Below are 25,930 nucleotides of genomic sequence, written 5' to 3' on the forward strand. Positions count from 1 at the left end.
CCTGGGGGTTGGTCAATTAATAAGGGGGGGGGCGGAGGGCATCAGCCCCTGAAGGTGTAGCGGGCCAGCGATTCGGGCTTCATCTCGATCGAATAACCCGGCCGCTGCGGCGGCATGTAGGCGGCGTTGCGAATCACGCAGGGGTCCACGAAATGCTCGTGCAGGTGGTCCACGTATTCAATGACCCGGCCTTCCCTGGTGCCGGCGATGCAGAGGTAGTCGATCATCGACAGGTGCTGCACGTATTCGCACAGGCCGACGCCCCCGGCATGCGGGCACACCTTGAGCCCGTATTTGGCGGCCATCAGCATCACGGCCAGCACCTCGTTGACCCCGCCCAGCCGGCAGGCATCAATTTGCACCACGTCGATCGCGCCGCGCATGATGAGCTGCTTGAACATGACGCGGTTCTGGCACATCTCGCCGGTGGCGACCTGCATGTCGCCCTTGACCGCTTCACGGATGCGGCGATGGCCCTCGATGTCGTCGGGGCTGGTGGGCTCCTCGATGAACCAGGGCTTGGCAAAACCCAGGTGGCCCAGCCACTCGATCGCCTCGTCCACGTCCCATACCTGGTTCGCATCGATCATCAGCGCGCGATCGGGGCCGAGTACCTCGCGGGCAACGCGCAGCCGCCGGATGTCGTCCTGCAGGTCGCGGCCCACCTTGAGCTTGATATGCGAGAAGCCCGCATCCACCGCCTCCTGGGCCAGCCGCCTCAACTTTTCGTCGTCATAGCCCAGCCAGCCGGCGGAAGTGGTGTAGCAGGCGTAGCCTTCCCGCTCTAGCGTGCGCAGCCGCTCGTCCTTGCCGGCGGCTTGCCGCGTCAAGAGCGCCAGCGCCTCGTCCGGCGTGATGCAGTCGGTGATATAGCGAAAGTCGATCAGCCTGACGATCTCTTCAGGGCTCATGCGGGCCACCAGCTTCCACACGGGCAGGCCCTCCTGTTTGGCCCACAGGTCCCACACGGCATTGACCACGGCGGCCGTCGCCAGGTGGATCGCACCCTTGTCCGGGCCTATCCAGCGCAGCTGGCTGTCCGAGGTGATGTGGCGCCAGAAGCGGCCCATATCCTCGGTCACCCAGTCCATGTCCAGGCCGACCACCCGGTGGCGCATGGCTTCGACGGCGGCGCAGCAGATTTCATTGCCGCGGCCTATGGTGAAGGTCAGGCCGTGGCCTTCGAGCCCCGGCCGGCCGGTCTCGAGCACCACATAGGCGGCCGAATAATCCGGGTCCGGATTCATCGCGTCCGAGCCGTCGAGGTGCCGCGACGTGGGAAAACGCACGTCGACGACACGCATGGATTGGATAACGCTCATAGGAAGATTGCCTGTTGGAGGAAGTGCGGCCCGCCTCGGGGCCGCGCCGACCATCAGTCGTACAGGACCGCCGCGATCTTGGGATCGTTGATGGTCGACTTGTCGTAGTAGTAAAAGCCGGTGTCTATGACTTTGGGCAGCTTCTCGCCCTTGAGGGCCTTGACCGCCGCTTCCACGGTCTTGTAGCCGATGCCGACCGGGTTCTGGGTGATGGCGCCGGCCATGGAGCCGTCCAGGATGGCGGCTTTTTGCTGCTTGCCGGAGTCGTAGCCGATGATCACCACCTTGCGCTTCATCTCCCTGGCGCCGTTCAGCGCGCCTATGGCCGAGCCCTCGTTGGCGCCGAAAATCCCCTTGAGGTTGGGGTTGGCCTGCAGGATGGACTTGGTGATCTCGGTGGATTTGAGCTGGTCGCCGCCGCCGTACTGCACGCTGACGATCTTGATGTTCGGGTAGGTCGACTTGATGCGGTTGACAAAGCCTTCGGTGCGGTCAATGCCGGTCCGGCTGGTCTGGTCGTGCACCACCAGGGCCACGTCGCCGCTTTTGCCGATCAGCTCGGCCATCTTGTCGGCGGCCAGGGCGGCGGCGGCCACGTTGTTGGTGGTGGTCGTGGTCACCGGGATATCGCTGTCCACGCCCGAGTCAAATGCGATGACCGGGATCTTGGCGGCCTGGGCTTTTTTCAGCAGCGGGATGGACGCCTTGCTGTCCAGCGCGGCAAAGCCGATGGCCGACGGTTTCTTGGCCAGCGCCGCCGCGAACATGTCGATCTGCTTGTCCACCATGCTCTCGCTCTCGGGGCCTTCGAAGGTCACCTTGACCTTGTAGTCCTTGCCGGCCTGCTCCGCGCCGGATTTGACGGCCTGCCAGAACTGGTGCTGAAAACCCTTGGAGACCATCGGGATGTAAATCTCGTCGGCGGCCAGCGCCGTTGTGCTCAGGGTGGAGGCCAGGCCGAGACCCAGCGCGAGGTTGAGGAATGTGCGTTTCAGAATCATGTTTGTCTCCGTATCGTTATGGGGTGTTGCAAGGGATTTCAGGAATCAAGGCTTGGCGGGGATTGGGATTTCTCCTGGGGTGGAGCTGCAGGCCGGCGGCAGCCGGCTGGAGGCAGGCTTGCTTGCATTTATTTGCGCTTTCGCAGGATGTCGGCGTACACCGCCGCGATGATGATCAGGCCGGTCACCACGGTCTGCCACTCCTGCGCCACCGACATGATGCGCAGCCCGTTGGTCAGCACGCTCATGATGAAAGCGCCGATGATGGTGCCCAGGATGGTGCCGGCCCCGCCGCTGAGCGAGGTGCCCCCGATCACGACGGCGGCAATCGCATCCAGCTCATAGCCCTGGCCCAGCGCCGGCTGCGCGGAATTCAGGCGCGAGGCGATGAGCAGACCGGCGATCCCGCAGATCGCGCCGCTCAGGGTGTAGACGATGATCTTCCAGCGGTCCACATTCACGCCCGACAGGCGCACCGCCTCTTCATTGCTGCCCAGCGCGAAGGTGTAGGTGCCCAGCACCGTCTTGTTCAGGATCAGGCTGGACACCACCGCCACCACGAAGAGGATCAGCACCGCGTTGGGAATGGGCAGCTCGGGCAGGAAGTAGCTGATCAGCGAGTCCTGGGCAATCAGCGGAAACTCGGGCGTGTCGTTGAAGTAGATGGGCTTGGAATGGGTGATGACCAGCGACAGGCCCTTGAGCATGAGCATCATGCCCAACGTGGCGATAAAGGGCGGGATCTTCAACTTGGCGATCAGCACGCCCGAGATGAAGCCCGAGAACGCGCCGAAGAAAATCGCCGCCGCCACCCCCAGGTAGAAGGGCAGGCCCCAATAGGTCAGCACCACCCCGGCCATGACCGCGCAGAAGGTCATCAGGGTGCCCACCGACAGGTCTATGCCCGAGGTGATGATGACAAAGGTGCAGGCGATGGCCAGGACGCCGTTGACAGCGGTGGCCTGCAAGATGCCCACCATGTTGTCGGTCTGCATGAAACTCGGCGAGGCCATGCTGAAGAAAATGAGCAACCCCAGCAAGCTGGCAAACGCCAACAGCTTTTGACGGGTGTTGCTGCTGAAAGCCGCAGTCTTGATACCCTGCAGCAACTTGGAGACGGTCATGTGTGGTCGTTTCGGTGTGGTTTTTAAAACGCGGCGGCAACCGCACCGGAAGCGGCCGCCGGGGCTTCGCGCCGGGTGGCCAGCTGCATGATTTTTTCCTGCGTGGCATCGCGGGCCGAGAGCTCGCCGGTGACGCGGCCCTCGCACATCACCACGATGCGGTGGCTCAGGCGCAGCACCTCGGGCAGTTCCGAGGAGATCATCACGATCGCGCGCCCCTGCGCCGCCAGCGCATTGAGCAGCTTGTAGATTTCGCTCTTGGCGCCCACGTCGATGCCGCGCGTGGGCTCGTCGAAGAACAGGATGTCGCAGTCGCGCACCAGCCATTTGGCGATCACGATTTTTTGCTGGTTGCCGCCCGACAGCAGCGCCACCTTTTGCAGCGCGCTCGGTGTCCTGATGCCCAGCTGCGCGATCAGCTTGGCCGCCGCGCCCTGTATGGCCGCTGGCTTGAGAAGGAAGCCGAAGTCCAGGAAGCGCCGCAGGCTCGTCATCACGATGTTGGTCTGCACGTCCATGCCGGTGGCCAGGCCAAAGTGCTTGCGGTCTTCCGACAGGTAGCCGATGCCGTGCTCGACCGCATCGGCCGGGCTGCGCACGTCAACCCGGCGGCCCTTGACCCATATCTCGCCCGAGTCCCTTTTGTCGGCGCCGAACACGGCGCGCGCCACTTCGGTCCGGCCGGCACCCATCAGGCCGGCAAAGCCCAGGATCTCGCCCCGGTGCACGGTGAAGCTGACGTTCCTGATGGTGCGGCCGCGGTTGAGGCCGCGCACCTCCAGCAGGGTCTCCCCGCCCTGGCCGGTTTGCGGCGGGCGCTCGTCTTCGAGCAGGGCGCGCCCCACCATCATGCCGATGATGGTGTCCATGCTGGTGCTGGCCGTCGGCACGGTGCCGATGTACTGGCCGTCGCGCATCACCGTCACGCGGTCCGAGATGCGCTTGAGCTCGTCCATTTTGTGCGAGATGTACACGATGCCGACGCCCTGGCGCTTGAGCTGGCCGATGATGCGGAACAGGTCGTCGATTTCGGCGTTGTTCAGCGCGGCGGTGGGCTCGTCCATGATCAGCACACGCGAATCGAAGGACAGCGCCTTGGCGATCTCGACCATCTGCTGGCGCGCCACCGTCAGGTCGCAGACCAGCGTGTGCGGCTCCAGGTTCAGGTGTAGGCGCTCGAAGATCGCCGCCGTGTCGCGGGCCATCTTGTCGGTGTCGATGAACAGGCCCAGCCGCCCGCGCGGCTCGCGTCCGATGAAGATGTTCTGCGCCACGCTCAGGTGGCCCATCAGGTTGAGCTCCTGGTGGATGATGCCTATGCCCAGCGCCTGGGCGGCGCGCGGGCTGGCGATCTCGACCGGCCGGCCGTCGATGCTGATTTCGCCCGAATCTTTCTGGTAGACCCCGGCCAGTATTTTCATGAGGGTCGATTTGCCGGCGCCGTTCTCGCCCATCAGCGCATGCACTTCGCCGGCGGCGATTTCAAGCCGGGCGTTGTGCAGCGCCCGCACCCCCGGGAAGGATTTGCACAAGTCGTTGATGGCCACAAGAGCTGTCATGGGTGATTGCGGGCGGTTGGCGTCGCTCAGAAAGTCCGGCCGCCGGCCGGGTGGACGTCAGCCGCGCTCACCCGGGCCTCCTGCCCGGCGCGAACCCGTGCGCCGGCCAGGCCCATGCCTTGGGCGGCGGCGCTGGGCGGCATTGCTTTTTCCTCCAAGCTTGCTGGGCACATGGCAAAGACCTTTTTGAGCTGACAGACCATTCAATGAAGCGAGATGCCGGGAAAAACTTGTTGTTACAAATCATTCATTGATGAACAAACTATTCACTTATGGACTTGATCATAGAAATCGGCGGTCTTTTCGAGCCTCGGACTTTCCCTAGGTCAGAATTTTATTTATTGATGAACATTAGATGCAAAAGTGAATAAATTTCCACCAACTAGAACGAAAATGCTCACAAATGCCCCCTGCCATATCAAGAGCGCTGCGTTACATATCAAAATTGCAATAGCTTCGGCTTCACTCACCCTGCCGCCATGAAACCAAAATACTCATTTCCCGCGATCGACCAGAACCCGGACGGCGCTGATACCATCGCGCCGCCCCCTCCCGCGGAAGACCGCTACCGCGCACCGGCGCTTGACAAGGGACTGGACATCCTGGAATTGCTGGCCCGCCAGCCGCAGGGGCTGACGCGCGCGGAGATCGTCAAGGAAATGGACCGCAACGCCAGCGAGATCTACCGCATGCTGGAGCGCTTGGTCGCCCGGCAATATGTGCTGCGCTCGCTCTCGGGCGACCGCTATTCGCTGAGCCTGAAGCTCTTCACGCTGGCGCACATGCATCCGCCGCTGAACCGGCTGGTGACCCAGGCCATTCCCATCATGGAAGCTTTCGCGCAAAAGGCGGAGCAGGCTTGCCACATGGGTGTTTATGACCAGGGCAATGTGCTGATCACCGCGCAGGTCAACGGCCCCGGCACCTGGAGCATGACGATCCGCGTGGGCGTGCACGTCGGGCTGGTCGATACCGCCTCGGGCCGGGTTTTGCTGGCTTTCGCGGATGCCAGCCGGGCCCAGCAAATGCTGGCCCAGCACACGGCGGTCGAAGGCGAGGTGCCTATCGAGTCCGATGCCTTGGCCGCCGCCCTCGGCGTCATCCGCCAGCAAGGGTATTTCGAGCGCGACAGCCTGCAATCTTTCGGCGTGGCCGATATTTCCTGTCCCATCTTCGGGCCCGACCACAGCGCGCTGGCCGCGCTGACCTGCCCCTATGTGCGGCGCATAGACCGCCACGTCGGGCCGGACCAGAAAACCGTGCGCCTGCTGCTGCAGCAGGCGGCCCAGGCGCTGTCCTTGACGCAGGGCGGCTTCGCCCCGGCGAGCCGGCACACGTAAAGCCGCGCGTGCACGCTGCTATTGATTGAATAGCAAATCTGTTGAGGAAAACATTGCGCCGCGGGCATTGACTGCGCGAATCGGCGCTTCACGGCTTGCGCCCGGCATGCTTTGTGCTCACCCAGCCCGGCCGCGCTGCGGGCCCCAAAGGGCAGCCGCTATGATTTGCCGTTCACCAGCCGCCCCTGAAAGGGCCGGCCTCGCGCATTTTCTTTTTTTCCCCTTGGAATCGATTCATTTTCATGACCCATGGCCTGAACCCCGCCCAGCAAGAAGCCGTCAACTACCTGCATGGCCCTTGCCTGGTGCTGGCGGGAGCCGGCTCGGGCAAGACGCGGGTGATCACGCACAAGATAGGCCGGCTGATCGAGTCGGGGCTCAAGCCCGAGCAGGTCGCCGCGATCACCTTCACCAACAAGGCCGCCGCCGAAATGCGCGAGCGGGCCAAGGCGCTGATCGGCAAAAGCGCCAAGGGCGTGCTGATCTGCACCTTCCATGCGCTGGGCGTGCGCATGCTGCGCCAGGACGGCGAGGCGCTGGGCCTCAAACCGCAGTTCTCCATCCTGGACAGCGACGATGTGACCAGCATCCTGAAGGACGCCGGCGGCAGCACCGACGCGGCCACCGCGCGGCAGTGGCAATGGACCATCAGCCTCTGGAAGAACATGGGCCTCAACGCGGCCGAGGCCATGGCGCAGGCCAATGGCGACGAGGAACGCGCCATCGCCCGCGTGATGGCGCACTATGAGGAGCGGTTGACCGCCTACCAGAGCGTGGACTTCGACGACCTTGTGGGCCTGCCGCTCAAGCTGCTGCGCGAGCATGACAGCGTGCGCAGCAAATGGCAGGAATCCCTGGGCCATGTGCTGGTCGACGAGTACCAGGACACCAACGCCACGCAGTACGAGATGCTCAAGCTGCTGGTGGGCGCGCGCGGCCGCTTCACCGCCGTGGGCGACGACGACCAGTCGATCTACGGCTGGCGCGGCGCCACGCTGGACAACCTGCGCAAGCTGCCGCAGGACTATCCCAACCTCAGGGTGGTCAAGCTCGAGCAAAACTACCGCTCGACCAGCGCCATCCTGCGCGCGGCCAACAACGTCATCGGCCCCAACCCCAAACTCTTCCCCAAGACGCTGTTCAGCGAACTCGGCGAAGGCGAGCCGGTGCGCGTGGTGGATTGCGACAGCGAGGAGCACGAGGCCGAGCGCGTGGTGGCGCGCATCCAGAGCCTGCGCGCCGAAGGCAGCCTGCAGGCCGAGGGCGGGCAGTACAAGGAGTGGAAGGATTTCTGCGTGCTCTACCGCGCCAACCACCTGGCCAAGCCTTTCGAGAAGGCCTTTCGCCGCGCCAACATTCCCTACAAGGTCTCGGGCGGGCAGAGCTTTTTCGACCGCGCCGAGATCAAGGACCTGTGCTGCTGGATGCGGCTGCTGGTCAACAACAACGACGACCCCGCGTTTATGCGCGCGGTGACCACGCCCAAGCGCGGCATAGGCCACACCACGCTGGGCGCGCTGGGCACCTTCGCGAGCCAGTCCAAACAAAGCCTGTTCGAGGCACTGTTCAGCAACTCGCTGGGCTCGGTGCTGCCGGCCAAGGCGGTGGGCTCGCTGCACGAGTTCGGCCGCTACCTCAACGACCTCGAGTACCGCGCCAGGCGCACCGTGGGCGCCGAGGACGCGCGCGCTTTCCTGAACGACTGGCTCAAGGAGATCGACTACGAGAAACACCTCTATGACGGCGAGGACAGCGAAAAGCTCGCGGCCGCGCGCTGGACCAATGTGATGGATTTCTGCGATTGGGTGGCCCAGCGCTGCGGCGGGCAGATCGAGGACGCCTCGGGCGCGGTGGTGGCCGCCGAGACCAAGACCATGCTGGAGGTGGTGCAGACCATCGCGCTGCTGTCCACCATCAGCGAACGCGAGGGCGACCAGAACGTGGTGACCCTGTCCACGCTGCATGCCGCCAAGGGCCTGGAGTGGCCGCACGTGGTGCTGGCCGGCGTGAACGAGGGCCTGCTGCCGTTCAAGCTCGAAGACGACGACGGCAGCAACACCGACAACATCGCCCTGCGCCTGCAGGAAGAGCGCCGCCTGATGTACGTGGGCATCACGCGCGCGCAGCGCACGCTGGCGGTGAACTGGCTGCGCAAGCGCAAGAAAGGCCGCGACATGATTCCCGGCGCGCCCAGCCGCTTCATCGCCGAGATGGCGCTGGACAAGGCCACCGTGAAGGAAGACCCGCGCGAAAAACTCAAGGCCCTGCGCGCGGAGTTCGCGAAAAAATCCGCTGAGGGGATTGCCGCGGCGGCGGCGGCGGAAATCCGCTAGCGCCGCGTTATTCCGTGGCTAATCTCGCACCGAAGTAGCCGCGGAATCACAGCCCCAGCCATTTGCCCAGTTCGAGCAGCTTGGCCTGGTCATACGGGGCAAAGCCCTGCACTGTCAGCGCGTCCAGCCGCTTTTTGCCGTCGGCGGATTGATCCAGCCCCACAAAGTAGGCGGTGAGCTGGGCGCGCTCCGAATCGCTCAGCTTGCCGCTGGCGATCAGGTGCTTGATGGGCACGGGCTTGCTGGTGGCCAGCACTTTGCCGCCTTTGGCCTGCCAGTCTTTGACCACCGCGCGCGATGCGGTGACGCCCGAGGCCACCATGCTGTTTTCCACCATGAAGGGCACCGCGTCCTGCAGTTTCACATAAACGGTTTCCAGCGGCTGGGGGCCCAGCGCATCACGCAAAGCGGCGCGCATGATCACCGAGGTGATGGAGTCCTCACTGGGTGCGCCTATCTTGAGGCCCTTCAGGTCGCCGATGGTCTTGAGCGGGGAATCGCTGCGCACCATGAAGGACGCGCTGTATTCGGTAAAGCCCTTGGTCACCGCAATGAGTTGGTAGCCATTTTTGGACAGCGCACGGATTGAGTGGTGCGCGGGATGCACATAGGCGATGTCGTAACGCTGCTCGGCCAGGCCGGCCGCGAGCTCCTTGTAGTCTGTTACGGGTTGTATCTTGACGGGCCGCTTGAGCAGCTTGCCCAGGTCGTCGGACAGCTCGCGAAAGCGGTCAACGGTAGCGCCCGGGTTGACGCGGTAAGTCACGCCCTCATTCACGGCGAACACCAGTGGAGCGCCTTGGGCCCAGGTTTGGCCGGCCAGCAGAACCAGCACCAACATACTCATATATTGACGGATTTTCATAATGAACACCTCTCGGATAATGGGAAAGTAATACCAGTGTCGCAGTTACAAATAGTTTCAAGTCACGGGTTTACCTGAGTTGTGCGTCATAGAAGATGTATTCGTGAGATAGTGCGCAAGCTCCTGGGCTTGTGCGTTGCGTAAACCCCGCACCGTGCCGCCCTGGGTTTTCCTTCCACCGCTGCGTTGCGGTCCTGGCCGTCCGGCCGGAGCCGCGCAGCGTTCCCGCAGCCCCGTTCCGCAAGGCCCCGAGCCGGCGTTCACCTGTTCATGACTTCGAAGACCTTCCGATTCGCTCTTTTTTTGATAGCGTCCTACGCAATATCCACTGGAGTTGCCGCCCAAACCAAGCCGGATGCAGAATGCCCCGCGGCGGCGGACATGAAGGCCGCGCAGCTCTACGGGCTGTGGGCCGTGCGCTTTGCCAATCCACCCGCCGGTCTACCGGAACGCGCCACCATGCTGCTGGAACGGCACGCCGAATTCGCCGAAAGCCTGGCCGGTATCGTGAGCCGCGACCTGGGCAAGGCCGCCGGCTCCAAGGCCATTGCCGGCCATGCCGCCAAGGCCGCGCTGGCCGGCGACCTCGAGGGCGGCATGCTGCTGCTCGACGAGTCCTCCGACAACATCAGCATCACCGGCACCTGGAACGGCGAGATGGTCGAGGGCTCCTGCGGCAAGGCCTTCAAGGGCAGCTGGAAAGACACCAGCAGCAGCGCGCCCGACAACGCGCCGGATGTGCCCTTCACGCTGACCCGGCTGCCTTGAGCCCAACCCTCACCGTTTAAAAATTCCTTAAACACCACCGGACAGACTGCCCACCCATGCGACCGCCATCTTCCTCATTTGCCGCGTCCCTGTTGTGGGCCGGCCTCCTGGGACTTTCCGCCACGGCCCCGGCACAGGCGCAAACCCCTGCGCGCGCTTCCGCAGCCTCGGGCTGGCAGGCCTGCCAGGCCCTGAAAGCCGACCCCGCCGCGCAACTGGCCTGCTTCCAGCAGTGGGCCGATGCCCAGACACCGGCCAACATGCCCGCGCCCAGCCTCACCACCGCGCCGGCCAATCCGGCGACCGGCCAGCCGGCCACGCCGGTGCTGCTGCTGCCTTCGCTGAACACCGAGGCGCCCGACGGCAAGCCCATAGGCTGCAAGAACACCAAGTACTCCGAACTCTCGCGTTTCTGGGAACTGCAGCGCGGCACCGACTGCGACACCTTCTCGCTGCGCGGCTACCGGCCGATCACGCTGGCGGTGTCCACCTCCGACAGCGTGAACATGCAGCCGTCTTCGCCCTCGGCGGGCCACACCGCGCTGACCTCGCAGCCCTATATGCGGACCGAGAACAAGATCCAGCTTTCCGTGCGCACCAAGATCGCCAAGGGCTTGTTCAAGAATGGCCCGGAGGACGACGACGACCACGACTCGCTGTGGTTCGGCTACACGCAGCAAAGTTACTGGCAGCTGTTCAACGGCAGCATTTCGCGGCCCTTCCGCACCACCGACCATGAGCCCGAGGTTCTCTACATTTACCCGCACCAGATCCCGCTGGCTGGCGGCTGGACCTACCGGCTCTCGGGCCTGGGGCTGGTGCACCAGTCCAACGGTCAGTCGCTGCCGCTGTCGCGCAGCTGGAACCGCGTCTACCTGATGGGCGCGGCCGAAAAGACGCTAGGCCAGGACTCGGGCCTGACCCTGCAGGGGCGCATCTGGGACCGGCTCAAGGAATCCTCCGGCAACGACGACAACCCCGGCATCGAGAACTACATAGGCCGTGCCGAAGTCACCGGCAGCTGGCAGGTCAACAAGGCCAACACCCTGGGCATCACGCTGCGGCATTCGCTGCGCAAGGAAGCCCGCGGCTCGGCGCGCCTTGACTGGATGATGGCGCCGGCCTCCTCGCCCAACTACACCGGCCTGCGCTACCACGTGCAGCTCTTCAGCGGCTACGGCGACAGCCTGGTCGACTACAACCGCAAGCGCACGGTGCTGAGCGTGGGCCTGAGCCTGGTGGACTGGTAAGGCGGCGCCCGCCAGCACGCGGACGGCGTGCCGGCTGATACACAAAAGCGCGGGCCGGCCCCAAGCTGGGCCCATGACCGAGCCCACCACCTTCACCCTGGCCTGTATCGTGGCCGGCGCGCTGCTGATCGCGATGACGCTGGGTGGCTCCTTCATCGCGCGCCTGCCGCTGAGCGCCGCCATGCTCTACCTCGGCGTGGGCGTGGCCGTCAGCCCGGTGGGGCTGGGGCTGCTCAAGCTCGACGCGATGAAGAACACCGTGCTGCTGGAGCGCCTCACGGAGGTGGCCGTGCTGGTCTCGCTGTTCACCTGCGGCATGAAGCTGGAGTTCCGCCGGGGCGACGGCCGCTGGCGCATTCCGGTGCAGCTGGCGACGGTCTCCATGCTGCTCACGATGGCGGCCGTCGCCGCGCTGGGCGTCTATGCCCTGGACCTGCCGCTGGGCGCGGCCGTGCTGCTGGGCGCCATACTCGCGCCGACGGATCCGGTGCTGGCCTCCGATGTGCAAGTCGCCAACCCCGGCGACCGCGACCGCCTGCGCTTCGGCCTCACGGGCGAAGGCGGGCTCAACGACGGCACGGCCTTTCCTTTTGTCATGCTCGGACTGGGCCTGCTGGGCCTGCACGAACTCGGCGAAGGCGGCTGGCGCTGGTGGGCCGTCGACGTGCTGTGGGCGGTGGCCGGCGGCCTGGCGCTGGGCTGGCTGCTGGGCACACTGGTGGGCCGCCTCATTCTTTACCTGCGCATGCGGCACCGCGAGGCGCTGGGCTCGGACGAGTTCATCGCGCTGGGACTGATAGGGCTGACCTACGGCCTGGCGCTGCTGAGCCACACCTACGGATTCCTCGCGGTGTTCGCGGCCGGGCTGGCGCTGCGCCGCATCGACGAGCCCCATGTGCGCCCGCAGGTGCGGGCGCCCAAGCCCGACGAGGCACTGAGCCCCGCGGAACAGGAAGCCTCGGGCGCCGAGGCGCCGGCCCACATGATGCGCGCGGTGGAGCGCTTCAACAGCCAGCTTGAAAGCTTTGCCGAAGTCGCCATCGTGCTGGCTGTCGGCGTGCTGGTGGCGACGACGCGCTTTCGCGCCGAGGTGCTGTGGTTCATCCCGGTGATGTTCCTGGTGGTGCGGCCGCTGGCGGTCTACATCGGCCTGCTGGGCACGCCGGTCAAGGGCGCGCAGCGCCGGCTCATGGGCTGGTTCGGCATACGCGGCATCGGCTCGCTGTATTACCTGCTCTATGCGATCAACCACCACATCGAACGGGCGCTGGCCCAGCAGCTGCTGTCCATCACGCTGGCCGTCATCGTGGCCTCGGTGGTCGCGCACGGCGTTTCGGTCACGCCGCTGATGAAGCGCTATGAGGCGCGCAAAACCGGCCGGCGGCGCTGAAAGCAGCTCTCGGCGTCGCCCCCCTCTTTCACCCCGCCGAACCGGGGAGAAAAGACCCGGTATTCCGTGTGTCGATGATATTGATAACTATTCTCATTTGTATAATCCTGGTTTTGCCCTTCACAAAACCCAGGAGCCGCCATGACACCCGTGCTGAAACCCGTCTTTCTTGCCACCCTGCTCGCCGTGCTGGCAGCGCCTGCCATGGCCCAGCCCGCAGCCGCCGCAAATGGCACCGTGGCGGCGGCACCGGCCGCGCAGGCAGCGACGGCTCCCGCCGTGGCCAAGCACTATGCCCAGCTGGTGCTGGCCAGCTATGAAGACACGCTGGCCGGCGCGCTCACGCTGCAAAAAGCCGTGCAGTCCCTCACCGCCGCTCCCTCGGACGAAGGCCTCAAAGCCGCGCGCAAGGCCTGGCTGGACGCCCGCGAGTTCTACGGCCAGACCGAGGCCTTCCGTTTCTACGGCGGCCCCATTGACGACAAAAACGGCCCCGAAGGCCGCATCAACGCCTGGCCCATGGACGAGTCTTATGTCGACTACGTCAAAGACGCGCCCAACGCCGGCATCATCAACAACCGCAAGGCCGTCATCGGCAAGAAGCAGCTGGCCAGCCTCAACGAGCGCAACGGCGAGGAGAACATCGCCACCGGCTGGCATGCCATCGAGTTTTTGCTGTGGGGCCAGGACCTGAGCACCACCGGCCCGGGCAACCGTTCGTTTGAAGACTTCGTGGACGGCAAGAAGCCCAACGCCGACCGCCGCCGCCAGTACCTGCAGGTGGCGACCGAGCTGCTGGTCGACGACCTGCGCAGCCTCACCAAGGCCTGGGCTCCCACGGCCAGCTCCTACCGCGCGAAGTTCGAGCGCGGCGGCATGGAGTCGGTACGCAAGATATTCGTCGGCCTGGGCTCGCTCTCGCGCGGCGAACTCGCGGGCGAGCGCCTGGAGGTCGCGCTGGCCAGCCAGGACCAGGAAGACGAGCACTCGTGCTTTTCCGACAACACCCACCGCGACGTGGTGGCCAACGCCAAGGGCATACAGAACGTGTGGCTGGGCCAGTACAAGCGCGCCGACGGCAGCACCCTCACCGGTGCTTCGCTGCGCGAACTGGTGGCGGCCAAAAACCCGGCGCTGGCCGAGCGCACCACCAAACAGATCGCCGCTTCGGTCGCCGCGGCCGAAGGCCTACAGGCGCCGTTTGACCGCGAGATCGTCGGCGCCAAGGACGCGCCCGGCCGCCTGCGCGTGCAAAAAACCATAGACAGCCTGGTGCAGCAAAGCAAGGACCTGGTCGAAGCGGCCAACGCGGCCGGCATCACCAAGCTGACTTTGGTCAAACCTTAAGTGTTGCGCGGCGCTTCCCTCCAACCGGCCACGCGCCGCCTGCGCGCGGGTCTCGCCTGGCTGGCCGTGGCGGGTCTCGCGGGCCTGGCCCTCTGGACCCACGCGGGCGTCGCGCAGGACCGCGCGGCGCCCGATGACGAGAAAACCGGCGGCGACACTACCGTCTTCGCCACCGGCCAGAACGCGTTTTCATTTCCGCTGGCCAACCTGCCCGACGAGGAGCGCACGCGCTTTGTCATCGGCAATTCCTTTTTCAGGCGCAACTGGGTGCAGGCGCCGTCGTCCACCACCGCGCGCGACGGCCTGGGCCCGCACTTCATCGCGCGCTCCTGCGGCGGCTGTCACGTGCAGGACGGCCGCGGCGCGCCGCCTGATTTCACGCGCGGCCTGTCCGACCAGCCCGTGGGCCTCTTGCTGCGCCTGTCGATTCCGGGCAAGGACACGCACGGCGGCCCCATGCCCGACCCGGTCTATGGCGACCAGTTTTCCAACTTCGCCGTGCAGGGCGTGGTGCCCGAAGGGCAGATTTCGCTGCGCTACGAAACCGTGCGCGGCAAGTTCGCCGATGGCACGCCTTACCAGTTGCAAAAGCCCCGCTACGGTTTCAGCAAACTCAATTACGGCCCCATGGCCAAAGACGTGATGCTGAGCCCGCGCATCGCGCCGCAGATGGGCGGCGTGGGCCTGCTCGAAGCGATCCCCGAAGCGGAAATCCTGCGCAATGCGCACGAGCAGGCCGCCCTGGGCGGCCCGGTGCGCGGCGTCGCCAACCAGGTGTGGGACGCGCCTTCGCAACAGATGCGCGTGGGGCGTTTCGGCTGGAAGGCCAATGTCGCCACGCTGGCGCACCAGACCGCGGGCGCTTTCCTCGGCGACATGGGTATCACCTCGCCGCTCTTTCCCAAGGAAACCTGCACCGCCGCGCAGAAAGACTGCCTGGCCGCGCCGCGCGGCGCGCAAGGCAAGGCGACCGAGATCGACGAGAAGACTTTCAACGACGTGGTGTTCTACGAAAGCACGCTGGCACCTGCCGCGCGGCGCAACCCGAAGGATGCCCAGGTGGTGCAGGGCCAGAAGCTCTTTGCCCAGGCGCAATGCGCCGCCTGCCACCGGCCCAGCTATGTCACCGGCGACATCCCCTTCCCGCGCCTGGGCAGCAAGGCCGCGCAGGGCCAGACCATCTGGCCCTATACCGACCTGCTGCTGCACGACATGGGCGAAGGCCTGGCCGACGGCCGGCCCGACTTTCTCGCCAATGGCCGCCAGTGGCGCACGCCGCCGCTGTGGGGCCTGGGCCTGGTACCCGACGTGAACGGCCATAACCGTTTGCTGCATGACGGCCGCGCGCGCGGTGCGCTGGAGGCCGTGCTCTGGCATGACGGCGAAGCCAAGGCCAGCAAGGACAAGGTCTTGCAGATGAGCGCGCAGGAGCGCGCCTCGCTGGTCAAGTTCCTCGAATCGCTGTGAACGGCATGAAGACCCCGCGCTCCCCATGGAAGGCCCTCGCCGGCATCGCCTTGCTGGCCTGCGGCGCCGCCTGCGCGCAAACCGTCGCCCCGAATGTCGCCGTGCCTTTTTACACCGCCGGTGATTTCATGCGCGGCGCCTACCGCTTCTGGTACGCGCCGCAGGCCGCCGCGTTTGCCGAGCAGGCCGGCGACCTTCCCACCGCCGTCTCCGCGGTCTGTGACGCGGACGCTGGCGCAGCCGCAAACAAACTGGAGCAGGCACGCGAACGCTGGAAAAGCAGTGCGCTTGCCTGGGACCGCCTGAGCGGCGTACAGATAGGCCCGCTGGTACAGCGGCGCTCGGCACGCCAGATCGACTTCACGCCGACGCGGCCCGAGCTCATCAAGCGCGCGATCCAGGCCGCGCCGCAGGACGCGACCGCCATGGAAAGCATAGGCACACCGGCCAAGGGCCTGCCTGCGCTCGAGTGGCTGCTCTGGAGCCAGCCCATCGCGCCGGCCACGCCGGCCTGCCGCTATGCGCTGCAGGTGGCCGCCGACATCCAGCGCGAGGCCGACACCCTGGCCAAAGCCTTCGACGAACTGGCGGCGCGCCCGCCCGGCCAGAGCGAAGAAAGCCAAGGCCCGGCGATGAGCGAACTCATCAACCAGTGGACGGGCGCGCTCGAGCGATTGCGCTGGGCCGAGATGGAAAAGCCCCGCCTTGCCGGCAGTGCGCAGGGCGGCCGCAATGCCGTGGCCTATGCGCGCGGCGCCAGCGGCCAGACGGCCGCACGCTGGGCCGCGCAGTGGCAGGCGCTGCGCACGCTGGGCGCCTCGCAGGCCCCTGAAGCGCCGCGTCCCGGTGCCGGCCTGGCGCCGATCGAAACCTATTTGCGCGGCCTGGGCCGCAACGAACCGGCCGACCAGCTGGCGCAGAGCGTGGGCAAGGCCGACAAGGCGCTGCAAAACATCTCGCCCACGAACAAGGCCGGCATGGCTGCCGCCGGGCGTTCGCTGGCTGACCTGAAAAAACTCACCGAAGCCGAGATCGCGCCCGCGCTCGAAGTCAGCATTGGTTTTTCGGACGCCGACGGCGATTGAATCTCTTCACCGCCACGACATGAACGCGCCCTTCGCCTTGCAACGCCGCCAGTGGCTGGCCTATGCCGCCTCGCTGGCCGCGCCGTTCACGGCATCCAGCATGGCCGCGGCGCACACGCCCCGTCTGGTGACAGCCTGGGAGGGCGAAAACGGCTACCGGGTCGGTGTGCTCACGCAGCGCGGCGCGGCGCTGGCCGTGAGCGCCGCGCTGGACGTGCCGACACGCGCGCACGGCGTCTGGGCCGAATCCGGCGGCAGCCTGCTGGCGGTCGCACGCCGGCCGGGCGACTGGCTGCTGCGCTGGAAGCCCGATGCGGCCGGCGGCGGCCAGGCCCTCGTCTGGGGCTGGATAGAGCCCGACCGCGCCTTCAACGGCCATGTGGTCGCCAGCCCCGACGGCAGACTTCTGTACACCACCGAAACCAACCTTGAAACAGGCCAGGGCCTGATAGGCCTGCGCGACGCCGCCACGCTGGAAAAAACCGGCGAATGGCCCACCCATGGCATGGACCCGCACGAGTTGTTGCTGGGCGCCGACGGCAGCCTCATGGTAGCCAACGGCGGCATTCCCGCCTTGCCCGAAACCGGGCGGCTGAAGATCCACATGGACCGCATGGACGCCTCGCTGGTGCGGCTGGACACGCGCAGCGGCGCGCTGCTAGGCCAGTGGCGCCTGGCCGACCAGCGCCTGAGCCTGCGCCACATCGCCTGGGGCGAACCCGTCGCGAGCGGAGCGCCGGGGCAGCGCCAGCTGGGCATCGCCTTGCAGGCCGAGCATGACGATGCGGCCGCCAAAGCCGCGGCGCCCGTGCTGGCCATGTTTGACGGCCAGCGCCTGCAAACCCACGATGCGGGCCCGGGCCAGCAGCTCGCCGGCTACGGCGGCGACATCGCCCCTACGGCCGGCGGCTTTGCGGTGAGCTGCCCGCGCGCCAACGGCGTGGCGCTGTGGCGCGCCGACGGCCGCTGGGCGGGGTTTCTGCCGCTGCAGGAGGCCTGCGCGCTGGCGACCGCGGCGCCCGGCGGCGAGCCCAGCCTGTGGGCCGCCGGCCGCCTGGCCGCGCTCACGCAGGACAGCCGGGGCGCCACCCGCGCGTCGGCGCTCAAGGACCTGCGCCTGGACAACCACTGGGCCGCGCTGGGCTGAGCTTCAGCTCGCGGACGTGGCAAGGCCCCGGAACCCAAAGGGCGCCGGGGCCTTGCGGAATGAAGCGCCGCGCTTACTGGGCGTTGGTCTTCACGAGCTCTGCAGCCGCCTGGGGGGCTGCACCGGCTTTTTCAGCACGGGGAGCGGCCAGGTTTTGCTGGGCGGTCGCGCCGTTGAAGCTGGAAGTGGCATCGGCCTTCTGGGCCTGCAGCACTTCGCTCTTGACTTCAGCGCGGGTCTTGGTGGCGGGTGCCTGCATCTGGTCCAGCAGGAAGGCGTTCAGGGGCTGGGCGGAAGCGGCGACGGAAGTCAGGGCGGCAACAGCAACAACAGCGGCGGCAACAAAGTTCGATTTCATGATGAATATCCTCTCAAAAGTTAAGTGACGTTCCGGGCATGGCGGGCTCATCTCCCCGTCTGTCCAGCCTCGGTGAGTCGCCTTGTAAGGGGCTCCGGCTCATCGATGTATGAACTGTATTCCTGTTAAATCAAACAAAAAATGCCAATTCCAACAATACATTGCTGTTAAATTAGCAACAATAAAGGTGCTATATAAGGGTTAACCATGGATCGACTCCAATCAATGCGGGTGTTCCAGCAAGTCGTGGACGACGGCAGTTTTGCCGCTGCGGCGCGCAAATTCGACATCTCGTCCGCCGTCGTGACCCGCCTGGTCGGCGACCTGGAAGACCACCTGGGTGTGCGCCTGCTGCAACGCACCACGCGCCGCCTGGCGCTGACCGATGCCGGCGAAACCTACCTGGCCCGTGTGCGGCACATCCTGAGCGACATCGACGAAGCCCATGCCGCCGCCCAGGCCCACGCGCAGGAGATGTCGGGAACCATACGCATCATGACGCCGCCGGTCTTCGCCGTGCACGTGCTGGCGCCGCTGGTGGCCGAGTTCGGCCGGCGCTATCCCAAGGTGGTGCTCGACATCCACGTGGACTCGCCGCTGGTGCCGCCGGTCGAAGACTACGACCTCACGCTGCTGGGCGCCGGCGACGCCTTTGACGCCAACATCATCGCGCGGCCCATTGCCTCATCGGACGGTGTGCTCTGCGCCTCGCCCGACTACCTGCGTCGCAACGGCACGCCGGCGCGGCCCGAAGACCTGCCGCAGCACCACAACCTGCGCGTCAAGCAGGCCGCCAACCGCCACCGCACCTGGCGCCTGACCAATCCCGACGAGGGCAAACGCGTCGTCGAAGTGCAGATAGAGCCCAGCATGCTGGTCAACCACAGCGACACGCTGATACGCGCCTGCGTGGACGGCGCCGGCATCATGAGCCAGTCCATAGACCTGGTGGCCAACCACCTCAACAGCGGCGCGCTGCAGCGCATCCTCGCGCCCTGGATCACCGGCACCAACACCTTGTACGCGGCGTTGCCCAGCCGCAAATTCATTCCGGTGCGCACCAGCGTGTTTCTCGAATTCATGACCGAGTACACGCGCAGGGTGATCAAGAGAATGGACACGCGTCAGGAGTGAGCCCCGCGTATTCAACGCGTGGCGTCAACGCCATTTGATTTCGCCATGCGCAACAACGGGCGCATGCGCTTCTTGACGCAAAGCTTTCAAAAGACTTTCGCCAAAAAAGTTCCGTGAATTCGCGCCTTCATTGTTCCGATTTCGGCAATGGAATGTTCTGCAAACACGCACTTGTCTATGGCCCTTGCGGAACAAGCTGGGACGCATCGGTGAGCCACATTGATAACGCGACTCAGCGAGGAAGGCCCCTCGGGCATACAGCCCGTCCGACCGGATATTTCAAAAACTGTTCTAAAGGAAATTCATCATGAAATCGAATCTCGTCTCCGCCTCCGTTCTTGCCGTCTCCGCATTGGCCTTCTTCGGCTCGGCCAGCAGCTTTGCCGAAGGCCGCGATCCTTTCCCGCAAGACCAGGTGAAGTCGGTCAGCACCAAGACCCGCGCCGAAGTCAAAGCCGAACTGGCACAAGCCCAGCGCGAAGGCTATTCCGTGAACGTGCCCCGGAACTACCAGGCCCCCGAAGCCAGTGCACCCGTGAGCACCAAGTCCCGCGCCGAAGTGAAAGCCGAAATCGGCACCACCGTGTCGGCCTCGGCCTTTGACCGCGACTACCCAGTCGTTCAATAAGCGCATTCCGCGCTGTTGAGCGCTATTGACCACCGGTGATGGTTGCGAAGGCAGCCGCCGCCGGCAGTCTCTGGTCCAAACACAAGGCATCCCGCTGCGCCCTGGCGCAGTGGGATGCCTTGCTGTGCGCGCGCCATCAAACGCCTTGCGCGCCGTACAACGGTGCGACGCCGGCGTACAGCGCGGCAAAACGCGCCCCGCGCTCCTTCCATCGTTCCCGTTCGGCGGGCCGGGGCGTGTAGCTGTCCAGCGCCGCGGGCGCCTTCAGCACATCCTGCGCATCCGTCTTGTCCACACAAAGCCAGGCAAGCCGGGCAGCGCCCAGGGCGGGCCCCACGGCGGAGTCCTCGCGCCTGACCACCTCCAGCCCCGTGGCGTCGGCCAGCATCTGGGCCCAGTAAGCGCTGCGCGAGCCGCCGCCTATCAGGCTGACCTGCTCGAGCCCGGCGCCAGTGACTTGCAGTGCCGCAATGCCCTGGGCCAGCCCATGGCACACGCCTTCCAGGGTGGCGTTGACCAGGTCGGCGCGTACGGTGCCGGCATTCAGGCCGAAAAACACGGCCTCGGCCTGGGGATTGTTGTGCGGCGTGCGCTCCCCGTTCAGGTAAGGCAGGAACAGCGGTGTGGACGGCCGCAGGCCGCGCGCCTCGGCCTCGGCCAGCAGCCGCCCCAGGTCGGGCTCGCCGAGCAGCGAGGCGGTGAAATCCAGGCAGGAGGCCGCCGACAACATGACCGACATCAGGTGCCAGGTGCGCGGCAAGGCATGGCAAAAGCTGTGCACGGCCTGCCCGGGATTGCAGGCGAATTCGCGCGTGGCGACGAAGACCACACCCGACGTGCCCAGCGACAGCATCGCGTCGCCGGGGCGGTAAACGCCGGCGCCCAGCGCACCGGCGGCGTTGTCGCTCGCGCCGGCCGCCACCGGAATGCTGCGCAAGCCCCAGCGCAGGGCAAGGTCCGCGCGCAGGCTGCCCGTAGTCTCCGGCCCCTCGTGCAAGACCGGCATGTGCGCGCGCGACAGGTTGCAGGCGGCGAGCAGTTCGTCGCTCCAGTCGCGCCCGGCCACGTCGAGCCACAGCGTGCCCGCGGCGTCCGACATGTCGGTGGCGAACTCGCCGGTCATGCGCCAGCGCAGCCAGTCCTTGGGCAACAACACGCGCCGCACGCGCTCGAACACTTGCGGCTCATGGCGCGCCACCCACAGGAGTTTGGGGGCCGTGAAGCCGGGCATCATCATGTTGCCGGTGATCTCGCGCGAGCGCGGCACCTGGCGCTCGAGCAGGGCGCATTCCTCGGCGCTGCGCCCGTCGTTCCACAGAATGGCGGGCCGCAAGGCCTGGCCTTGCGCGTCGAGCAAGGTCGCACCGTGCATCTGGCCCGTCAAGCCAATACCTGCCACGTCGCCCGGGCTGCGCCCCGCCGCCGCCAGCCCCGCCAGCGCCTGGCGGACGGCGTCATCGCAGGCGCGCCACCAGTCCTGCGGCTCCTGCTCGCGCCACAAGGGGTGCGGCTGGTCGACCGCCAGCGGCGCCCTGCCGCTGGCCACGACCTGGTGCCCGCGGTCCAGGACCACGGCTTTGACGGCGGAGGTACCGAGATCGATGCCGAGGAACATGCGTCAACGCATCGGCGTCCACTTGGCCTGGCTGCCGGCGGACTCCACCACCTTCTCGATGAAGCGCACCCCGCGCACGCCGTCGGCCAGGCGCGGGTAGTCGGCCTCCAGCGGATCCGGGGCCAGTCCCGCCTGCAGCGCACGGATGTGCGCGGCAACGCCGAGGTACACATTGGCAAAGGCCTCGAGGAAGGCCTCGGGATGGCCCGTGGGCAGCCGCGTGGCGCGGCGCGCGGCCTCGCCCAGCCAGGGCGAGCCGCGGGTCAGCACGCGCGCGGGGCCGTCGATGGGCTGGTGCACCAGGCGGTTGGGCTCTTCCTGGTGCCAGGTCAGCGTGCCCTGCGTGCCGAACACCCGCAGGCGCAAATCGTTCTCGCAGCCCACTTCGATCTGCGACGCGATGAGCACACCCCTGGCGCCATTGGTAAAGCGCAGCAACACATTGCCGTCGTCGTCCAGGCGGCGCCCGGGCACAAAAGCGGTCAGGTCCGCGCAAATGCTGTCCAGCTCCAGGCCGGTCACCGTGGCCACCAGGTTTTCGGCGTGCGATCCGATGTCGCCCATGGCGCCGGCCAGGCCGCTGCGCGCGGGGTCGGTGCGCCAGTCAGCCTGCTTCTGGCCCGTGGCTTCCAGGTTGGTGGCAAGCCAGCCCTGGTTGTACTCGACGATGACCTTACGCAACTCGCCGATCAGCCCCTTGGCCACCAGTTCGCGGGCTTCGCGCACCATGGGGTAGCCCGTGTAGTTGTAGGTCACCCCGAACACGCAGCCGCTGCGCTGCGCGGCCTTCTCCAGCGCCAGTGCCTCTTCGGTGCTGTGCACCAGCGGCTTGTCGCAGACCACGTGGATGCCCGCCTCGGCGAAGGCATGCGCCACCGGGAAGTGCACGTGGTTGGGCGTGACGATGGACACGAAGTCGATGCGCTCATGGGCCGGCCGATTCAGCTCATCGGCCAGCAGGTCCTGCCAGCGCCCGTGGTTGCGCGCGTCGGCCAGCCCCAGTTCGGCGCCCGAAGCGCGCGCGCGCTGCGGGTCGGACGACAGCGCGCCGGCCACCAGCGCCATCTGGCCGTCCAGCGCCATCGCCTTGCGATGCACGGCGCCGATGAAAGCGCCCTGCCCGCCGCCGACCATGGCGTAACGCAGCTTTCGCATCATGACCCCGCCATCCCGCCCTGCTTGGCCTTGTCGAAGACGGCGTCGAAGGCGCCCGCCGCCGGCTTGAAGTCCAGCCGCTTGCAGTAGGCCGCGCTCTCGGTGGCGCCGTGCACGCGGTCCATGCGGCTGTCCTCCCACTCCACGCTGAGCGGCCCGGCGTAAGCGATGTCGTTGAGCGCAACGATGATGGACTCGAAGTCGATCATGCCGCGGCCCACGCTGCGGAAGTCCCAGTAGCGGCGCGCATCGCCGAAGCTGGTGTGGCCGCCGAAAACGCCGGCCGTCCCGTCGCCCTTGCCCCACCACACATCCTTCATGTGCACGTTGTAGATGCGGTCGCTGAAGGTGCGCAGGAACTTCACGTAGTCCACACCCTGGTAGCCCAGGTGGCTGGGGTCGAAGTTAAAACCAAAGCGTTTGTGGCCCGCCACCGCCTCGACGGCGCGTTGCGCCGAGGCGGTGTCGAAGGCGATTTCGGTCGGGTGGACCTCCAGGGCGAAGTTCACCCCCGCGGACTCAAAGGTGTCGAGGATGGGTTTCCATCGATTTGCGAAGTCGGCGAAACCCTGGTTCCAGTATTCCTGCGTCGTGGGCGGAAAGGCATACAGCGAATGCCAGACCGACGAGCCGGTAAAACCGGTGACGACCTTCAGGCCCATTTTGGCGGCGGCGCGAGCGGTGTCCTGCATCTCGCGCGCGGCGCGCTGGCGCACGCCCTCGGCCTGCCCGTCGCCCCACACGTGCTCAGGCAGTATGGCTTTGTGGCGTTCGTCAATCAGGTCGCACACAGCCTGGCCCACAAGATGGCTGCCGATGGCGAAACAGCGCAGGCCATGCTGTTCCAGCAGGTCGCGTTTGTCCTGTACATAGCGCTCGCTCGCCAGCGCTTCCTGCACGTTGAAATGGTCGCCCCAGCAGGCCAGCTCGAGCCCGTCGTAGCCCATGCCGCGCGCCAGGGGTGCGAGTTCGGCCAGCGGCAGGTCCGCCCACTGTCCGGTAAAAAGTGTGACGGGTCTGGCCATGATTGCCTCAGAACGGGGAGTCGGGGAAATAGTACTGTTTGGCGTTGTCCTTGGTCACCAGCACCGAGGGAATGATGGTGGAGGCCGGCAGCTTCTCGCCCTTGACGCGCGCGGCCGCGGTGAGTTTCATCGCGTCGGCGATCATGGCGGGCGAGTAGGTCACGTCGGCCGTGACCATCTTGTCGCCGTCCATCACCTTCTTGATGTAGTCCTTGGAGCCGGCACCGCCCAGCACCATCTTGATGTCGCCGCGCTTGGCCTGGTCTATCGCCTTCTGCACGCCCACCGCCATGTCGTCGTCCGAGGCCCACACGGCGTCGATCTGCTTGAAGCGCGTGAGGTAGTCCTGCATCACCTTGAAGGCGTCGTCGCGGTTCCAGTTGCCGTGCTTGGCGTCCAGCACCTTGATGTCGGGGTGGCTCTTCATCACCGCCATGAAGGCGTCGACGCGCTGGTTGTCGATCACGGTCGGGATGCCGCGCAGCACCACGACGTTGCCCTTGCCGCCCATCGCCTTGGCCATGTACTCGCCCGAGACCTTGCCGAAGCCGGGGTTGTCGCCCGCCACGTAGGCGTCCTGCGCGCCGGCATCGGTCAGGCCCCGGTCCACCACGGTGACGTACACACCCTTGCCCTTGACCTGCGCGACGGGCTGCGTGAGCGGCGCGGACTCGAAGGGAAGAATCACCAGCGTGTCGATCTTGTTGGCCGTCTGCAGGTCCTGCACCTGGTTGGCCTGCTCAGCGGCCGAGCCGGCCGTCTTGACGGTGACCTTCAGGCCGGGGTACTGCTTTTCCAGCTCCGTCTTGGTGCGGTTGGCCCAGTACACCACCCCGCCCGTCCAGCCGTGGGTGGCGGCGGGAATGGACACGCCGATGTGCGGCTTGTTCTGCGCCAGCGCCGCCGGCGCGGCGCCGAGCAAGGCCAGGGCCGCGGCACCTGTCGCCAGCAATTGGGTGATCGGTTTCATGGTTTGTCTCCTCTTTGGGTTGGCTGAAAAGACGGCAGTGCCGCCGGTGGAAATCATGATTTACGCCCGCGCTGGAAGAACGCCACCGCGATGATCACAAAGCCCTGCACCGCGGCGTTCAGGTACACGCTGATGATGCTGGTGAGATTCAGGATGTTGCTGATCACCGAGAGCAGCACCGCGCCGATGACGGTGCCGGTGATGCTGCCGGCGCCGCCCTTGAGCGCCGTGCCGCCGACGATCACGGCCGCGATCGCCTCGAGTTCCCAGAGCAGGCCCGTGGACGGCGAAGCCGACCCCAGGCGCGGCACGTACAGCACGGTGGCGATGCCCACGCAAACGCCCAGCAGCACATAGGTCAGCACCTTGACGCGGTCGACCTCCACGGCCGCATAGCGGGCCACCTGCTCGTTGGAGCCTATGGCCTGCACGTAGCGGCCGTAAGCCGTGCGGTTCAGGATCAGGCCGCCCAGCAGCGCGACCACGACAAAGACCCACACCGGCACGGGCACGCCCAGCCAGCTGCCGTAGTACACCGGGCCGTAGGCGCTGGCCAGCGAGCCGTCCAGCGTGATGGCGCCGCCGTTGGAGAAGTAGGTAAGGTAGGCGCGGAAAATACCCAGCGTCCCCAGGGTCACGATGAAGGGTTCTATGCGCCCCTTGCTGATCAGCAGGCCGTGGGCCAGGCCGAACAGCGCGCCCAGGCCGATGGCGCAGGCCATGCCGGCCAGGATGGCGGCCAGCGGCGGCCAGCCGGCGCCCGCGGCGGCGTTCATCAGCAGGATCATGGCGCCCGCGATCAGCGCCGCCATCGACCCCACCGACAGGTCGATGCCGCCGGAGATGATCACAAAACACATGCCCACGGCAATGATGCCGATGAAGGCCGTTCGGGTCAGCACGTTCATGGCATTGTCCAGGCTGGCGAAGTTTTCGTTCAGCATGGCGCCGAGCAGGCACACCAGGACCAGGCCCGCCAGCGGACCGCCGCCGCGCAGGCCGGCCCAGCGGCGCGCGACCAGGGGCGCCGGCGATACACCGGCCATG

22 protein-coding genes are annotated in these 25,930 nt (G+C 66.3%); 11 read left to right on the top strand and 11 right to left on the bottom strand.

From position 1 onward, the window contains the following. Window positions 1-41 precede the first annotated feature (41 nt). From PMI15_RS02915 to PMI15_RS02930, 4 genes are all read right to left on the bottom strand, one after another. Entirely contained in the window at window positions 42-1,322 is a 1,281-nt protein-coding gene (locus tag PMI15_RS02915) for an L-fuconate dehydratase (protein WP_007863471.1), read from the bottom strand. 53 nt (window positions 1,323-1,375) lie between these two features. Beyond that, entirely contained in the window at window positions 1,376-2,323 is a 948-nt protein-coding gene (locus PMI15_RS02920) for an ABC transporter substrate-binding protein (protein WP_007863472.1), read from the bottom strand. A gap of 128 nt (window positions 2,324-2,451) precedes the next feature. After that, window positions 2,452-3,447 (bottom strand): ABC transporter permease, encoded by a 996-nt coding sequence (locus PMI15_RS02925; RefSeq protein WP_007863478.1) that lies wholly within the window; start codon window positions 3,445-3,447, stop codon window positions 2,452-2,454. Window positions 3,448-3,470: 23 nt separating this feature from the next. Then, the gene (locus tag PMI15_RS02930; RefSeq protein WP_007863480.1) at window positions 3,471-5,006 is read right to left on the bottom strand and encodes a sugar ABC transporter ATP-binding protein; all 1,536 of its coding nucleotides are present in this window, start codon (window positions 5,004-5,006) and stop codon (window positions 3,471-3,473) included. 479 nt (window positions 5,007-5,485) lie between these two features. Here PMI15_RS02930 and PMI15_RS02935 point away from each other — a divergent pair, with 479 nt between their 5' ends. After that, window positions 5,486-6,346: an IclR family transcriptional regulator gene (locus PMI15_RS02935; RefSeq protein ID WP_007863484.1), complete on the top strand. Its 861-nt coding sequence runs from the start codon at window positions 5,486-5,488 to the stop codon at window positions 6,344-6,346. Between the two features lie 242 nt (window positions 6,347-6,588). Then, window positions 6,589-8,679, top strand: a complete 2,091-nt coding sequence (locus tag PMI15_RS02940; protein WP_007863485.1) for an ATP-dependent helicase — start codon at window positions 6,589-6,591, stop codon at window positions 8,677-8,679. A gap of 46 nt (window positions 8,680-8,725) precedes the next feature. Here PMI15_RS02940 and PMI15_RS02945 read toward each other — a convergent pair whose 3' ends face one another. Further along, complete coding sequence (locus PMI15_RS02945; RefSeq protein ID WP_007863487.1) at window positions 8,726-9,544, bottom strand: phosphate/phosphite/phosphonate ABC transporter substrate-binding protein; 819 nt, start codon at window positions 9,542-9,544, stop codon at window positions 8,726-8,728. Between the two features lie 381 nt (window positions 9,545-9,925). Between PMI15_RS02945 and PMI15_RS23920 the strand changes: the two genes are divergently transcribed. The 7 genes from PMI15_RS23920 (at window position 9,926) to PMI15_RS02980 (ending at window position 17,998) form a co-directional block, all read left to right on the top strand. Beyond that, a complete protein-coding gene (locus PMI15_RS23920) occupies window positions 9,926-10,312 on the top strand; it encodes a hypothetical protein (protein ID WP_007863489.1) in 387 nt (128 codons plus the stop codon). 56 nt (window positions 10,313-10,368) lie between these two features. Further along, window positions 10,369-11,562: a phospholipase A gene (locus tag PMI15_RS02955; protein WP_007863491.1), complete on the top strand. Its 1,194-nt coding sequence runs from the start codon at window positions 10,369-10,371 to the stop codon at window positions 11,560-11,562. 73 nt (window positions 11,563-11,635) lie between these two features. Continuing rightward, entirely contained in the window at window positions 11,636-12,952 is a 1,317-nt protein-coding gene (locus tag PMI15_RS02960) for a sodium:proton antiporter (RefSeq protein WP_007863493.1), read from the top strand. A gap of 141 nt (window positions 12,953-13,093) precedes the next feature. Then, window positions 13,094-14,299, top strand: coding sequence for an imelysin family protein (locus tag PMI15_RS02965; protein ID WP_007863497.1), 1,206 nt, complete (start codon window positions 13,094-13,096; stop codon window positions 14,297-14,299). Continuing rightward, window positions 14,300-15,766 (top strand): di-heme oxidoredictase family protein, encoded by a 1,467-nt coding sequence (locus tag PMI15_RS02970; RefSeq protein ID WP_007863501.1) that lies wholly within the window; start codon window positions 14,300-14,302, stop codon window positions 15,764-15,766. A 5-nt stretch (window positions 15,767-15,771) separates the two neighbouring features. Continuing rightward, window positions 15,772-16,851: an imelysin family protein gene (locus PMI15_RS02975; protein ID WP_007863502.1), complete on the top strand. Its 1,080-nt coding sequence runs from the start codon at window positions 15,772-15,774 to the stop codon at window positions 16,849-16,851. A 19-nt stretch (window positions 16,852-16,870) separates the two neighbouring features. Continuing rightward, complete coding sequence (locus PMI15_RS02980) at window positions 16,871-17,998, top strand: DUF1513 domain-containing protein (RefSeq protein ID WP_007863507.1); 1,128 nt, start codon at window positions 16,871-16,873, stop codon at window positions 17,996-17,998. A gap of 73 nt (window positions 17,999-18,071) precedes the next feature. On the opposite strand, the gene PMI15_RS02985 is transcribed toward PMI15_RS02980, so the two are convergent. Next, window positions 18,072-18,356 (bottom strand): DUF4148 domain-containing protein, encoded by a 285-nt coding sequence (locus PMI15_RS02985; RefSeq protein ID WP_007863511.1) that lies wholly within the window; start codon window positions 18,354-18,356, stop codon window positions 18,072-18,074. A gap of 207 nt (window positions 18,357-18,563) precedes the next feature. Between PMI15_RS02985 and PMI15_RS02990 the strand changes: the two genes are divergently transcribed. Continuing rightward, window positions 18,564-19,490, top strand: coding sequence for a LysR family transcriptional regulator (locus PMI15_RS02990; RefSeq protein WP_007863513.1), 927 nt, complete (start codon window positions 18,564-18,566; stop codon window positions 19,488-19,490). A 307-nt stretch (window positions 19,491-19,797) separates the two neighbouring features. After that, window positions 19,798-20,118, top strand: a complete 321-nt coding sequence (locus PMI15_RS02995; RefSeq protein WP_007863514.1) for a DUF4148 domain-containing protein — start codon at window positions 19,798-19,800, stop codon at window positions 20,116-20,118. A 136-nt stretch (window positions 20,119-20,254) separates the two neighbouring features. Here the strand turns inward: PMI15_RS02995 and xylB are convergent, their stop codons facing one another. Genes xylB through PMI15_RS03020 form a run of 5 tightly spaced genes read right to left on the bottom strand, consistent with a single transcriptional unit; the run spans window position 20,255 to window position 25,929 of the window. Further along, the gene (gene xylB / locus PMI15_RS03000; RefSeq protein ID WP_007863515.1) at window positions 20,255-21,733 is read right to left on the bottom strand and encodes a xylulokinase; all 1,479 of its coding nucleotides are present in this window, start codon (window positions 21,731-21,733) and stop codon (window positions 20,255-20,257) included. Between the two features lie 3 nt (window positions 21,734-21,736). Further along, the gene (locus PMI15_RS03005) at window positions 21,737-22,891 is read right to left on the bottom strand and encodes a Gfo/Idh/MocA family protein (RefSeq protein ID WP_007863516.1); all 1,155 of its coding nucleotides are present in this window, start codon (window positions 22,889-22,891) and stop codon (window positions 21,737-21,739) included. Next, window positions 22,888-23,913, bottom strand: a complete 1,026-nt coding sequence (locus PMI15_RS03010) for a sugar phosphate isomerase/epimerase (protein WP_007863517.1) — start codon at window positions 23,911-23,913, stop codon at window positions 22,888-22,890. Before PMI15_RS03010 ends, PMI15_RS03005 begins: the two co-directional genes overlap by 4 nt. A 7-nt stretch (window positions 23,914-23,920) precedes the next feature. Then, entirely contained in the window at window positions 23,921-24,883 is a 963-nt protein-coding gene (locus PMI15_RS03015; RefSeq protein ID WP_007863519.1) for an ABC transporter substrate-binding protein, read from the bottom strand. Window positions 24,884-24,936: 53 nt separating this feature from the next. Continuing rightward, entirely contained in the window at window positions 24,937-25,929 is a 993-nt protein-coding gene (locus tag PMI15_RS03020) for an ABC transporter permease (protein WP_051001908.1), read from the bottom strand. Window position 25,930 lies beyond the last annotated feature (1 nt).

The organism is Polaromonas sp. CF318 (assembly GCF_000282655.1).
GTDB lineage: Bacteria > Pseudomonadota > Gammaproteobacteria > Burkholderiales > Burkholderiaceae_C > Polaromonas.

Bases quoted from the DNA above. Each gene is read 5' to 3' on its own strand.
- PMI15_RS03010 (WP_007863517.1), bottom strand. From the start codon at position 23,913: ATGGCCAGACCCGTCACACTTTTTACCGGACAGTGGGCGGACCTGCCG.
- PMI15_RS02915 (WP_007863471.1), bottom strand. From the start codon at position 1,322: ATGAGCGTTATCCAATCCATGCGTGTCGTCGACGTGCGTTTTCCCACG.
- PMI15_RS03015 (WP_007863519.1), bottom strand. From the start codon at position 24,883: ATGAAACCGATCACCCAATTGCTGGCGACAGGTGCCGCGGCCCTGGCC.
- PMI15_RS02940 (WP_007863485.1), top strand. From the start codon at position 6,589: ATGACCCATGGCCTGAACCCCGCCCAGCAAGAAGCCGTCAACTACCTG.
- xylB (WP_007863515.1), bottom strand. From the start codon at position 21,733: ATGTTCCTCGGCATCGATCTCGGTACCTCCGCCGTCAAAGCCGTGGTC.
- PMI15_RS02955 (WP_007863491.1), top strand. From the start codon at position 10,369: ATGCGACCGCCATCTTCCTCATTTGCCGCGTCCCTGTTGTGGGCCGGC.
- PMI15_RS02965 (WP_007863497.1), top strand. From the start codon at position 13,094: ATGACACCCGTGCTGAAACCCGTCTTTCTTGCCACCCTGCTCGCCGTG.
- PMI15_RS02925 (WP_007863478.1), bottom strand. From the start codon at position 3,447: ATGACCGTCTCCAAGTTGCTGCAGGGTATCAAGACTGCGGCTTTCAGC.
- PMI15_RS02985 (WP_007863511.1), bottom strand. From the start codon at position 18,356: ATGAAATCGAACTTTGTTGCCGCCGCTGTTGTTGCTGTTGCCGCCCTG.
- PMI15_RS02975 (WP_007863502.1), top strand. From the start codon at position 15,772: ATGAAGACCCCGCGCTCCCCATGGAAGGCCCTCGCCGGCATCGCCTTG.
- PMI15_RS02980 (WP_007863507.1), top strand. From the start codon at position 16,871: ATGAACGCGCCCTTCGCCTTGCAACGCCGCCAGTGGCTGGCCTATGCC.
- PMI15_RS02990 (WP_007863513.1), top strand. From the start codon at position 18,564: ATGGATCGACTCCAATCAATGCGGGTGTTCCAGCAAGTCGTGGACGAC.
- PMI15_RS02960 (WP_007863493.1), top strand. From the start codon at position 11,636: ATGACCGAGCCCACCACCTTCACCCTGGCCTGTATCGTGGCCGGCGCG.
- PMI15_RS02935 (WP_007863484.1), top strand. From the start codon at position 5,486: ATGAAACCAAAATACTCATTTCCCGCGATCGACCAGAACCCGGACGGC.
- PMI15_RS02930 (WP_007863480.1), bottom strand. From the start codon at position 5,006: ATGACAGCTCTTGTGGCCATCAACGACTTGTGCAAATCCTTCCCGGGG.
- PMI15_RS03005 (WP_007863516.1), bottom strand. From the start codon at position 22,891: ATGATGCGAAAGCTGCGTTACGCCATGGTCGGCGGCGGGCAGGGCGCT.
- PMI15_RS02995 (WP_007863514.1), top strand. From the start codon at position 19,798: ATGAAATCGAATCTCGTCTCCGCCTCCGTTCTTGCCGTCTCCGCATTG.
- PMI15_RS02945 (WP_007863487.1), bottom strand. From the start codon at position 9,544: ATGAAAATCCGTCAATATATGAGTATGTTGGTGCTGGTTCTGCTGGCC.
- PMI15_RS03020 (WP_051001908.1), bottom strand. From the start codon at position 25,929: ATGGCCGGTGTATCGCCGGCGCCCCTGGTCGCGCGCCGCTGGGCCGGC.
- PMI15_RS23920 (WP_007863489.1), top strand. From the start codon at position 9,926: ATGAAGGCCGCGCAGCTCTACGGGCTGTGGGCCGTGCGCTTTGCCAAT.
- PMI15_RS02920 (WP_007863472.1), bottom strand. From the start codon at position 2,323: ATGATTCTGAAACGCACATTCCTCAACCTCGCGCTGGGTCTCGGCCTG.